The organism is Candidatus Limnocylindrales bacterium, assembly GCA_035559535.1.
Lineage (GTDB): Bacteria > Moduliflexota > Moduliflexia > Moduliflexales > JAUQPW01 > JAUQPW01.
Genome location: DATMBG010000022.1, coordinates 139,308 through 152,229 on the forward strand (window position 1 = coordinate 139,308; position 12,922 = coordinate 152,229).

Below are 12,922 nucleotides of genomic sequence, written 5' to 3' on the forward strand. Positions count from 1 at the left end.
TTTCTAAGGGGTTTGATAGGATAACCTTAAAAGAAGTACAAACTTTATTGAAAGACTTAGAAAGACAGATTAAAATAGTTGAAACATAAAAATATTGCAGTTTGTAGAAATCAGGATAAGAATCCAACAGGAAGGTAGAGTCTATGAAACGTAAAACGACGGTGAGTATTGAGGGGCCTTCTTTTTTCATTAACGGTCAACCGACTTATCCAGGTCGTTGGTACCAGGGGCTCAAAGTAGAAGGTTTGCTTTTTAATGCCCGGATGGTTCAGGGGATTTTTGACGATCTTAATCCGGAAACACGAAGTCGGTGGAATTATCCCGATGGACCCTGGGATGCAACACGCAATACGGAGGAATTTGTTGCCGCCATGCCTGTTTGGCGGTCTTATGGACTGTTGAGCTTTACCATCAACCTTCAGGGTGGGAGTCCGGAAGGTTACAGTAGCTCTCAACCCTGGCACAATTCTGCTTTTGAGGCCGACGGACGACTACGCAGCGATTATCTGGCACGACTGGAAAGGATTCTGGATACTGCCGATGAATTGGGTATGGCTCCTATTTTAGGATTCTTCTACTTTGGACAGGATTGGCGGTTGAACAACGAGCAAGCTGTAATACGCGCAACAGAGAATGCTACAGACTGGTTGCTGGAAAAAAGTTATACCCACGTACTTGTGGAAATCGGTAATGAAGTGGATTTACCTTACTACCGGCATGAGATCATTCGAGCACCGCGCTGCCATGAACTGATAGAAATTGTGAAAACCCGGTCGACCGGGAAGGTTAAATCACCTGCCGGGCGATTGTTGGTGAGCACCAGTATGCAAGGCGGGGCCATTCCCCCGAATAATATAGTTGCTGCGGCGGATTTTATACTCTTGCATGGGAATCATGTTTCTGAAACGGCCCGGATTCGGGAGATGGTAGACCAATGTCGCCAGCTATCCGGCTACCGAGATCAGCCTATTTTGTTTAATGAGGACGATCATTTTGATTTCGACCGGGAGGACAATCATATACTTGCAGCCCTCAGCCGGTATGCAAGCTGGGGATATTTTGATTATCGCATGCCGGGGGAAGGCTATCCGGAAGGGTTTCAAAGTGTTCCGGTGGATTGGACTATCAGTTCCCATCGTAAACGTGGGTTTTTTAATTTACTGGCCAAAGTAACAGGTAGCAATCCGCAGATCCTTTCAAGGTAAAACCAGATAGGCTTACCTTGTTCTCACCCCTTCTCCCATAAAAAGGAGTGGAGGACCTTATAGGGGTCGCTTCAATGGGGTCGCTCTTTGATCTATAGATAGTAGCCGCATAATTTAACAATTTAAAATCCCCTAACCTAAGGAGGAAGAAATTATGCAAAATTTCTGTTGGTTTTTCCCTTTTCCTATCACCCGAATAACTCTTATCGGATTACTTTTACTCAGTCTGGCTTCAGGGGCCGAACCTGCAGAGCCAAAGATGGGTGGGACCTTGAAATTTGTTCCACAGGCCGATTTGAAGATTCTGGATCCGATCTGGACTTCGGCTTACATAACCCGCAACCATGGTTATATGATCTACGATACCCTTTTTTCCCTGGATGAAAATTTGAAACCACAGCCCCAGATGGTAAAAACCTGGCAGGTCAGTGAGGATGGTTTACAATATACCTTTACCTTACGAGAGGGTCTTAAGTTCCATGATGGTAAACCTGTCGTTGCAGAAGATGTCGTGGCTTCTCTTAAGAGATGGGGCCAGCGGGATGTTTTAGGTAAACTATTGATGGATTTTACCGCCAGACTGGAGGCCATAGATGAAAAAACTTTTCGATTGGTACTTAAAGAACCCTTTAACCTGGTTTTAGAGGCTCTGGCCAAGCCGAGCGGGAGTGTTCCTTTCATTATGCCGGCCCGGATTGCGGCAACTCCCGCGGATGAGCAGATTAAAGAGACCATTGGCTCAGGACCCTTCAAATTTGTGAAAGAGGAATGGGAACCCGGGCATCGGGTTGTTTACATACGTAACCCGGAATACATCCCTCGAGCCGAACCGGCCCACTCGGGTACCGGGGGTAAACGGGTATATGTGGATCGGGTAGAATGGATCTACATTCCCGACCCGGCCACGGCCAGTGCGGCACTGGAGGCAGGAGAAGTGGACTTTTGGGAAAACCCACCAATTGATTTTGTAGTTCGATTAAAACAGAATCCGCAAATTACAGTCTCTATCGTTGATCCGTTGGGTACCCAGGGAGTGCTACGACCCAATCATTTACACCCTCCCTTCAACAATGTAAAAGCCCGTCAAGCTTTACTTTGGATGGTCAGTCAGGAAATTTACATGCAAGCAGCCATCGGAGATAAAAATTTCTGGCGAACCTGTCCGGGGTTTTTTATATGCGGGGGGCCCTGGGAAACTGATGTGGGTTCGGAGCCTCTGAAGCAGCAAAATCTGGAGAAGGCCCGACAGTTAATGAAAGAAGCCGGCTATGATGGACGACCGGTAGTCTTGATGGATCCGACCGATATGCCCATTTTGCATGTAGCCACCCTGGTAACCCAACAACTGTTAACCCAAATCGGGGTCAAGGTAGACCTTCAGGCCATGGACTGGAGTACCCTGGTCTCTCGCCGGGCTGAGAAGAAACCACCGGAGGAAGGGGGATGGAATCTGTTTCATACCTGGTCGGTAGGATCCGATGTCATGAACCCGGCGGTCAGTTCCGCCAGTTCTGGGGCTTGTGACAAGGCCTGGTTTGGCTGGTATTGTAGTCCACGAATGGAAGAGCTACGAGCCGAATGGGTTCGCACCCAGGACCCGGTCCGACAAAAACAATTGGTGGAAGAAATCCAAAAACTGGCTTTCGAAGAAGTACCTTATGTGCCCTTTGGACAATGGTTCTTGCCCACAGCTTATCGCAAGGATGTAAAAGGTGTACTTCAGTTCCCGGCCCCTATCTTGTGGAATATCTGGCTGGATCGATAGAAGACCTATCTCGTCCAGCCTGAAAGGGCAGGTCGAACGTCCCCGTTTGACAGGGTTAGAGGACTATGTCCACCAGACTCTCAGGGCCCCGAGAGCTTCCCTCCTTACAGATTGGATTCCATCGAACCGGGTTATAAATCCGTAAACTTGACTTTCTCAATGACTTTTCTTATATTCGGCCTATGCCAGGTGTTGTTTGAACCAGTCCACGGCCACACCCGCCGTTTTAGATACCCACGGCTCTGTATAAGCATCAAAATGTTTGCAGGGTTGAATGGAAATGGCCTTGGGTTGTAATGCCCGTTCGTAAGCGGCTACTGCAAGATCGGTGGGAGTTAGGGTATCATAGCCGGCAACTACCATCAGTAGGGGGGTCGGTGAGATAAGATGGATAGAACCGGCCGGATCGTACTCCAGGAATTTCTCCAGAGATTCCACAGTGACTTGATTGCGCCAGTTGGGCGCAAGGGTATTGCCTGCATGGGTGAACCATTGGTAAGACTCAGGCGTAGGAAGGACCGAAGGCTCTCCTTCGGGGGCTACAACCTTGAGATAGTTAACCTGACCGGTTTTATAGCGCTGGATTCGATCCTGGATCAGAAAATTAAGGAACTGAACAAAATGATCCGGTCGGTTGAGACGTAACGCATTGTTCCAGCCGTTGACCAAAGGGACCTGTGAAACCACCGCTTTGATCCGTTTATCAAAGGCAGCCAAATGCAAAACATGAGCCCCGCTGTAGGACGTTCCCCACACCCCAATCCGATCCGGGTCTACTTGAGGGTGATCGGAAATCCAGGTGATGGCATTGCGGTAGTCTTCAATCTGCTCCATGGGAAATATCTGACTGCGAGGTTCACCTTCACTGTCACCAAGATAGCGATAATCGAAAACAAGGGTTATAAAACCGGCTTCGGTAAACCGTTCGGCAAAGTTGGGTAAGTACATCTCTTTCACAGCCGAAAAACCATGGGCCATCACAATGGCAGGGGCTTTTTTACCCGCAGGAAGATTTTCAGGTAGGTAAAGCCAGCCTGCACAACGTAACCCCTGACTCATAAAAGTAATGTTCTGACGCATAGATCCTCCTTTTTTCAGAATCCAGAAATTCAAAGTCAGAAAAAAAGGAAAGTAGAGATCTAAAGTAGAGATCTTTTGATTTCTGACTTCGAATTTCTAAGACCATCTCCGTATTGAAACACTAGATAAGTCCTAAGAACAACTCCGATAACTGCCTGCTGAAGAGCGCCTGCTTCAAGTTACACGATATCTCTGGGTAGATTGGGCATAAGTAGATAGTATTCCACTCTTATAAGATTTGCCCAGGAAGGTCAACTTTATTTTTTAATAGGTAACTGTAACCATTTCCACCTACTAAATTGATACGGATACTTTTAATAGGTAGGAGAGAAACACTCCCCCTAACCCCATACACGCCAGGATAAGTAGGTTAACCATCCCAGGTTGGCAATTAGGTTAGCCCAGGCGGGACGATCTGTTTAACAGGTCGCTCCTCCGGAACTTGAAAAAATTCTGAATGACTGGATCCTCCGACTTGCGTTGGGGGCTACCAAACTGTTCGCCCCTGACGGAGCTTTTCAGTTTAAGCCGGTGCGTAGGGGAGCAGGGTAGAAAAAATCTACCCCCTGAAAGGAATATAGAATGATGTCATGGTATGGGTTTCAAGAAAAAAATCTCGCAGGAGGCAGTTTAAGTTTCCTGATTCCCCTGGGAACTTTTCTTGTAGAGTAAAGTCTTTATTGACAAATTATCAAAGGTTTCTCTTCCGGGGATATAAAAAGTAAAGCATTTGCCGATTAATGAAGAGGTCCTTGGTTTGTACGGTCAATGCTTTGCTCCTCTTTCCTTACGACTATGTGGATATTTTTATTACTTACTTTGTTGTTATCTCCCTTTTCTGCTATGGGAGCGGATTCAAAATCGATTCCTATGGGTTACGAGGAAGCCCGACATTTGCTCAATCGAACTTCCTTCGCCGCCGATGAGGGTCAGGTTCAAGAATTTGCTGGATTGACCCGGGAACAGGCTGTAGACAGGCTGTTGAGTTCTATTCAAACCCAGGCTCAAACGCCACCTCCGGAATGGGTCAATGAAGTCATATCTCTCCGAAAAATTCGAAGTATGAGTGAAGAAGAGCGAGAAAATTTCCGCAAGCGATATCGTGAATACGGAATTGAACTGCGGGCGTGGTGGTATCAGGAAATGTTGTCAACCCCTTCACCCTTCACCGAAAAGATGACGTTGTTCTGGCATAACCACTTTACCTCCAGCCTGCAAAAAGTTAAAGCACCCCAGTTCATGTATCATCAAAATGTACTCCTGCGGCAATATGCCTTAGGGAACTTTGGCGAGATGCTCCACGCGGTTTCTAAAGATCCTGCCATGATCGTCTATCTGGACAATGTCTCCAATCGTAAAGGTCAACCCAATGAAAACTTTGCCCGAGAAGTTATGGAACTGTTTACCCTGGGAGAAGGTCACTACACCGAACAAGACGTCAAAGAAGCCGCGCGGGCTTTTTCCGGCTGGAGTCTGGACCGTGAAACCGGACAGTTCCGTTTTTATCCCCATCTGCACGATGAAGGGTTAAAAACTATTCTCGGTCAGACGGGTAATTTCGATGGAGACGCCGTGTTGGATATTCTTTTGTCTAAACCTCAAACCGCGGAGTTTATTACCACTAAACTCTGGCGTGAGTTTATTTCCCCGACCCCTAACCCTAGGGAAGTTAAACGCATGGCCGCGTTATTCCGGGACAGTCATTACGACATCAAGACTTTAATGCGAGCCTTATTAACCTCTGAGGATTTCTATGCTAAAGAGAATCGGGGGGTTTTGATCAAGTCGCCCGTGGAGTTTATTGTGGGGACACTCCGTCAATTTAATATTCAACCTCCGGATATGCGGCCACTTGCGTTTGCTGCCCGTCAACTGGGACAGGATATTTTTATGCCACCCAATGTAAAAGGATGGCCGGGGGGCGAAAGCTGGATCAACAGCAACACCCTGTTGATCCGTAAACAATTACTGGAACATTTATTCCGGGCCAGGGAAATGCCGGATGGATCCGGTCCTATCCTTGAAAGATCGGCCATGGGAAGTTCTCAGGCCCTTCAATCTGATCTGGATTCAAAACCGAATTCCCCCTCTGACCGGGAGCCGAGGAAGATGACACGACTCCAACGGGCTCTAAACTTTCAGTTTGATAGTGACACCTGGTGTGCTCAATTCAAAGGGAACCTCATAGAAAAACAGAATCAGATGACCAGACTCCTCCTGGCGATAGAACCCTTACAAAAACCCCAACCCACAACCGATTGTATTGAATTTATCCGTCAATTGGTTTTAGATCCGGTTTATCAACTCAAGTAATCCGGAAAAAGAGGGAGTAGAAGAAAGAAACCGGGTTGATCTTAATCCCAGGTTTTTGACTCCTGACTCCTGAAACCCAAGGTATGAATCGCCGTGATTTTCTTAAAGTTTTAAGCCTGACTCCCTTCATTTCTTATATTCCTGACTTATCCTTTGCCGCCACATCCCAGACCAACTGGAATAATTTATTCATTTTATTGGAACTGAAGGGAGGAAATGATGGGTTAAATACGGTTATCCCCTATACCGATCCGACCTATTATGACCTGCGGCCTCGGCTCGGAATCACCCGGGATAAGGTCCTACAACTGGATGAGAAAGTAGGTTTCCATCCGGCCCTGGAAGCTTTAATGCCGGTGTGGAAAAATGGCGAGTTAGCCGTAATTCAGAGTGTGGGTTATCCAGAACCGAATCTTTCTCATTTTCGTTCTATTGAGATCTGGGAAACAGCTTCCAATAGCAATCAATACTTATCAGAAGGTTGGTTATCACGGGTTTTTACTGCCTATCCTCCCCCCAAAACTTTTGCTGCCGACGCCATCGTGGTGGGAAGTTCTGATCTGGGACCTCTGGGTGGGGGTACCGCCCGAGTGGTTGTACTTTCCAATATCCAAAGATTCCTGGCCCAGGCTAAACAAAATGGTATCCCCAACGGCAGGCCTGCCAATCCGGCATTGGCACATATTCTCAAGGTCGAGGAAGATATTCGTCAGGCGGCTGAGGGTTTGAAAACCTCCGACGTGCTTAAAACTGAGTTCCCGGACTCTCCTTTTGGAAATGCTTTAAAAACCGCATCTCGAATTATTGCAGGTAATTCAGGTGTCGCCGTTATCAAGGTTTCTTTAGATGGATTCGATACCCACAGCAATCAATCCAACCGGCAAGAACGTTTACTCCGTGAGATGGCTGAAGGCCTAAGCGCTTTCAGGGAAGCATTGATGGAAATCAACCGTTGGAATTCGACCCTCATCATGAGTTACTCGGAATTTGGCCGCAGACCCAGGGAAAACTTAAGTACCGGCACAGATCATGGTACGGCCAATGTTCATTTCATGTTGGGTGGACGTGTGAAAGGAGGTCTATACGGTCAGATCCCTCAGCTTAAATCACTGGAGGGGGACAATCTCCGCTTTGCCCTAGATTTCCGTAGTCTGTATGCAACTGTTATAGAAAAGTGGTGGGGCCTCAACGCAAGCCCCGTACTAGGCAGGAAATTTGAGGTGTTGGATATATTAAAAGTTTAAACTTCATCAGCCTTTAGTATTTTTTATAAGTTGTTGATTTTGTTTATCTCGAAGAATATAGAAGTAAGGGAGTATCGGAGTAAATACTCCCACACTTCCATACCCCCATACTTCCACACTCCCACACCAGTAAAGGCAAGACTTGTCTTGCCCCTTCAAGGTAGGATAAAACGCCATTTGCCTTACTTTTAACGCTTAGAATAAAAATGGAGGGTAATATGGGGAAAAGACCAGAGGGCAATATAATCCACATCAAATAACACATTCAGGGATTGGAAAGGGTGTAGATGGGATAATCCATAAAGGGCCAGAAAAAACAGATTAGCTAAGAGGAGTAGACCCAGAAAATGGGACGGGGAATGTTTGAACTTCCAGAAAGGGTCTCCCTGGTAATTGGCCGGAGGTCGGATACCAGTTAGGGGATTCGAGCCCTGGGACCTCAGCTCCGAAACCTGGGATTGGGAGTAAAGAACCCTTTCGATACCAAACAGATACCAGGTTATATAATGATAAAAAATCACAATTTTATTAAAACGGCCGGCAGATACACTGCTTACGATAAATTGATGGTAAAGAAGGACCAGCCCAATGATTCCTAAAGTATAAGCGGTACTTCGTAGAAAGGGATGCTCTTCTCCCTGGTGGGTTCGATAAAAGGAACTGATTCCCCAAATCAAAGCCACTCCCAGCAAAGCATAAAATCCCCAGGAGGACAGGCCCCGGTAAAAAGCAGCCAGATCATACTCTGAAGGCGGGACCAGGCCGTTGGTATAATTGGTATACAACAGGGCAATAAAAACCAGAATCATAAAAATCCCATGAGCCTGAACTTTTTTATCCAATTTAGTATGCCTGAAATCAGAACTTCGCTGGACATAGAAAACATGTTCATCGCGAATCATGTGGATAATAAAATAAACCATGAAAGGGAAGCCCCGGTACTGAATAGGAACCCAACCATAATAGATAACAGGAAAAATAAGGATCAAAGGGAAGAAAGTTAAGAAGAAAAAAAGCTTTTTCTTGCGGGTTGTCAGCGTTCTCCTTAAGACATTGTAGTGAAACAAGTAAGAAACACCAAAATGAACTTGACTGGTAATCATAAAGAAGACTTCCAGGCTATCAAACCCAAAAAACTTGGCTGTAAGCGACAGGGAAACAAACGTGATCCCCAGACTCAGGAGGACATTATCTACAAAGTATTTCTGGGGGTTCCAGGAAAAGGTTTTCTCCTTGAGGATGGGAGAAATCGAGGTTTTTAAAGTCATTTGTTCCATACGCTTAGTCGGTTAAGAGCTTTTGATAAAAGCCCCCATCGCCCGATTGAAATTTATCAAAAGTTCTTTTAACCGATTTCCCTTAACTCTCTTTTTTTAATCTTACCTGTTTCCGTTCTGGGGAGTTTATCACAGATAATAATATATTTGGGTCTTTTGATCGGACTTAAGCGGCCGACACAGAATCTCAGGATTTGATCAGAATCTAAATAGAAACCTTCTTTAGGAACTATATAAGCCTGAATGGCTTCTCCTAACCACTCATCCGGTACCCCGACTACGGCACAATCTGCAACCCCCTCATGACCGATCAAAACAGCCTCAATCTCAGAGGGGTGGATATTTTCGCTGCCACTCTTAATCAGGTCTTTCTGACGTCCTGCCAGGTATAAATACCCTTCTTCATCCATCCATCCCAGATCTCCGGTATGAATTCCATCTTCTTTAAAAACCTGCCGGGTTGCTTCTTCATTTTTATAATACCCTATGGCACTATGATCACACCGAATAACAATCTCCTTTTCGGACCCTTCCTCTCCCTTTGCAAGGTGAACCTGCACCTCCGGAATAATGCGCCCACAAGATCCCGCTTTTTCTTGAAGTTTTTCCGGAGGTAAAACTGTGACCAAACCCACTTCGGTCAGGCCATAGGTCAGATAAATATCTACCCGGGGAAAAGCCTCACGAAGGTTCCGGATCAGTTGGGGCGTAACCTGGCCTGCTCCGATTCGGAAGTATCTTAAAGAAGTTAAGGTATAGCGCCGAATATCGCCCCGGGATAATAAGGTGTGGTAAACTGTTGGTACCGCCGAGAGTCCCGTAACTTGCTCTGCTTCCATGGAGGCCAGAACCGAGTTCGGGGAAAGAAAATTCCGCTCCAGAATTACGGTTGCCCCAACCATGAGATGGGCCAGAAGAAAAATTTTATTCATCCCGAAAAACAAAGGAAGCACAAGGGAAGTTCGATCTCTGGCCGAGATTTGGAAGTATTTAATATTCAGCTCCGCATTCCGGATAAGATTCTTGTGGGGAAGAAGTACACCTTTAGGAATTCCTGTAGTTCCGGAAGTGTAATTGATACAGGCAATAGAAGGCGAATCCCCTCCTCTACTTCGATTCTCCAGTTCTTCCCTTCTTCCCTTCTCCCCTTCTCTGATTTTCCCTTTCTCCCCCTCATCGGTTAACAAAATGGTAAGAGATTCAAACTGACTTGAAATCTGCTCCCATAAATTCCTTTGAATCTTCTCGGTAATAAGCATTTTAATCTCGCATTGCCGGACAATACGGATGATTTCCTCGGGTTTAAAGGACGGATTTATGTCTACAACGATCCCTCCCACCTTCCAGATGGCAAAAAGGGCCAGAACCAGCTCCGGGGAGTTCCAGCAACAAATTCCGATTCTTTCCCCCGGCGTTACTCCTCTTCGAATAAGATCATGAGCCAGCCGATTTGTTTGTTCTTCAAGTTCTCGATAGGTGTAACGTATTCCTTGTGAAACCAGTGCTGTTGCTTCTGGAAACCGATTTGCGCTCTGACTCAGTAAGTCTGCTAAGGTTTTTATAGACATAGAGTTCATAACAGACTATCTCTCTCAACCCGGTGGGGAAGGAGAATAAGGTAAAGAAATTCTGATCTTACCCATTAAAAACTTTGTGCCACCGTTCCAGAAAATAAAGACGGATCAAAGCATAATGTTTCTGGGTAAAAAGACCCGATGAACCTTCCTGGAAAGATGCCAGGAAAGCGTCTAACTTTTCTCTATTGAAATAAGCCTCGATGGCGAGGTGGGGTTGTTTCAAAGAAGTCAGCATGGCGTTTATTAATTCCTGGACCTCGAAGGGAGGAGGCATGGGACTTTTCTTGCGCATAAGAATGGTTTCCGGAAAATCCGGGAGATATTTCCGAATCATGCGTTTTAAAAAATGTTTTTCATCGGATTTTTGAGTTTTGATCTCACCGGGAAGATTTAGTATCCACTCTACCAACCGATGGTCCAGAAAGGGAACGCGAACTTCTACCGAGGAGGCCATACTATGACGGTCTTCAATCTCCAGCATTTCGTGAAGATGCAATTTAACGAATAAATAACTTAGTTTGTTAAAGAAATCCGATGTTTTAGCCCTGGCCAGGTACTCTTCAAACCGGTCCTGATGGACTTCCCAGTAGAAGGTTTCCCATCGAAATTCATCTGTAACCAGGGTCTCTAAGAAGTCCACAGCACTGATGGGATAATCCGGTTTTCTGGGATCTGTACGCCAGATCCAGGGAAAGAACGTGGTATTCTGACGATCCTTCCGTTGTAACCAGTAGTAATAACCCCCAAAAAGTTCGTCGGCCCCCTGTCCGGATAAAAGAACCCGAACCTTTTGAGAAGCTTCCTGATTTAACAGAAAGTGACCATATTCCGAGAGGGTAACCAGAGGTTTTTCCCGATGCCAGATCATTCGATCAATGGCTTCACAAAGTGAGTCTGTAGGGAGAATGTAGAGATGATGATCCGTCTTAAGCTTTTGGGCGAAAAGCGATGCATAATACGTATCATCCCCCCGGACTTCCCCTACGATACGATGAGGGTTCTGTTTAAAAACTTCGGTATTTCGGGTATATCCAATGTTAAAGGTCTTTAAAAAAGGATGATACTTCAGGGCGAGTGCCGTTACAAGGCTTGAATCCAGACCTCCACTTAAACAGGCACCCAATGGGACATGGGAAAATAACTCCTGGTGGACAGACTCATCCAAAAAATTGTAGAGGTTCTCCAGGTCATCCTCGTCCTGATTTCGGGTTCTCGACGTCCAATATCCCATTTCTGAAAAAGGCACATCCCAGTACTCTCGAATTTTTAAACCCTTTCTGGAAACTTCCAGAAAATGGCCCGGACTCAAGGCCTGAATACCCCGAAATAGGGTGTTAGGAACCAAAGGAAACCCGCAGAACAGATACTCTGCTATGGCTTCGGGGTTTACTTCTACCGGGTGATCGGATTGGGCTAAGATAGCCTTGATTTCTGAGGCAAAGACAAATTTACCGGATTTCATCCCATAGAACAAAGGCTTTATTCCCAGACGATCCCGTGCCAGAAAAAGTTTCTCCTGCTTCTCATCCCATATGGCAAAGGCAAACATTCCATTTAAAAGATGGAGGCAATCGATTCCATAGACTTCATACGCCCGAAGAATAACTTCCGTATCGCTTCCGGTTACAAAACAATATCCACGTTTTTCTAAATTTTCTCGGATCTCTCGATGATTGTAAATTTCTCCATTAAATACAATCCACAGGGACTGTTCCCGGTTCGATAGAGGCTGAGCCCCTGATTCTAAATCGATAATGGAAAGTCGCTGACTGCCCAGTCCTATAAACTCTCGAAAGTAAATTCCATTCTGATCCGGTCCTCGATGAGCCAGGGCACGATTCATAGCTCGAAGGGTCTCAGGATCGACCTTTTCTGAGTGATCGGTGATAAAAATTCCAGAAATTCCACACATAACTGAAAGTCTAAAGTTTAAAATTCGAAGCCTTTTAGACTTTCCTCAATTTGAGGCTTCAAACTTTGGACTTTGGACTGAATAGGCGACGCAGGTGTTTCGAACCGAAAGTTGATGTTGCTCCAGGAAAGCTATTTTCTCTTCAGGGGGATACGGCTGTTGGGGATTACCCATCTCCATACACTTTTTGGCTAAAAGTCCTTGAATCGAGATATGACAGGCATCCAATATAAGGTTGGTGAGATGAGTACATCCTTCCTTTCCACCGATTTGCCGCTCCAGAAGAAAGGTCAGACCTGGCCTGATCTGGAGTCCCACGCATTTAGATATCTGAGTCAAAGCTGCGGGACAGATAGGATAGGGAGTTTGATTTATCCGGGGTTTAATCGAAACGATCACCAGATCCGGATACTGGAAGATCACTTCAACCCCCATATCATGGAAAGAATCTTTCATACTTACCGTTACAACCAACCGGTTTTCTAGGTCATCCCAGAGAACTTTATAATCTTTTTTTCGATGAAAAAGCTCCATATTCTCCCATTCTCC

General features: G+C 45.8%; 9 protein-coding genes. 4 read left to right on the plus strand and 5 right to left on the minus strand.

Annotation, left to right across the window (positions count from 1 at the left end; all coding sequences use genetic code 11):
• The first annotated feature begins 143 nt into the window (after positions 1–143).
• On the plus strand, positions 144–1,205 hold the full coding sequence (locus VNM22_07420; GenBank protein HWP46978.1) for a hypothetical protein: 1,062 nt from the start codon (positions 144–146) through the stop codon (positions 1,203–1,205).
• A 154-nt stretch (positions 1,206–1,359) separates the two neighbouring features.
• A complete protein-coding gene (locus VNM22_07425; GenBank protein HWP46979.1) occupies positions 1,360–2,970 on the plus strand; it encodes an ABC transporter substrate-binding protein in 1,611 nt (536 codons plus the stop codon).
• Between the two features lie 180 nt (positions 2,971–3,150).
• Here VNM22_07425 and VNM22_07430 read toward each other — a convergent pair whose 3' ends face one another.
• Positions 3,151–4,050 (minus strand): alpha/beta hydrolase, encoded by a 900-nt coding sequence (locus VNM22_07430; protein HWP46980.1) that lies wholly within the window; start codon positions 4,048–4,050, stop codon positions 3,151–3,153.
• 870 nt (positions 4,051–4,920) lie between these two features.
• Between VNM22_07430 and VNM22_07435 the strand changes: the two genes are divergently transcribed.
• Both VNM22_07435 and VNM22_07440 read left to right on the plus strand, forming a co-directional pair.
• Entirely contained in the window at positions 4,921–6,363 is a 1,443-nt protein-coding gene (locus VNM22_07435) for a DUF1800 domain-containing protein (GenBank protein HWP46981.1), read from the plus strand.
• Between the two features lie 83 nt (positions 6,364–6,446).
• The gene (locus VNM22_07440; protein HWP46982.1) at positions 6,447–7,607 is read left to right on the plus strand and encodes a DUF1501 domain-containing protein; all 1,161 of its coding nucleotides are present in this window, start codon (positions 6,447–6,449) and stop codon (positions 7,605–7,607) included.
• Positions 7,608–7,795: 188 nt separating this feature from the next.
• Here the strand turns inward: VNM22_07440 and VNM22_07445 are convergent, their stop codons facing one another.
• From VNM22_07445 to VNM22_07460, 4 genes are all read right to left on the minus strand, one after another.
• Positions 7,796–8,884, minus strand: a complete 1,089-nt coding sequence (locus VNM22_07445) for a hypothetical protein (protein HWP46983.1) — start codon at positions 8,882–8,884, stop codon at positions 7,796–7,798.
• A 68-nt stretch (positions 8,885–8,952) separates the two neighbouring features.
• Positions 8,953–10,461 carry a class I adenylate-forming enzyme family protein gene (locus VNM22_07450; GenBank protein ID HWP46984.1) on the minus strand — a complete coding sequence of 503 codons (1,509 nt, stop codon included), beginning with the start codon at positions 10,459–10,461 and terminating at the stop codon, positions 8,953–8,955.
• Positions 10,462–10,519: 58 nt separating this feature from the next.
• The gene (gene asnB, locus VNM22_07455) at positions 10,520–12,373 is read right to left on the minus strand and encodes an asparagine synthase (glutamine-hydrolyzing) (GenBank protein ID HWP46985.1); all 1,854 of its coding nucleotides are present in this window, start codon (positions 12,371–12,373) and stop codon (positions 10,520–10,522) included.
• A 45-nt stretch (positions 12,374–12,418) separates the two neighbouring features.
• The gene (locus tag VNM22_07460) at positions 12,419–12,907 is read right to left on the minus strand and encodes a DUF2889 domain-containing protein (protein ID HWP46986.1); all 489 of its coding nucleotides are present in this window, start codon (positions 12,905–12,907) and stop codon (positions 12,419–12,421) included.
• Between the last annotated feature and the right edge of the window lie 15 nt (positions 12,908–12,922).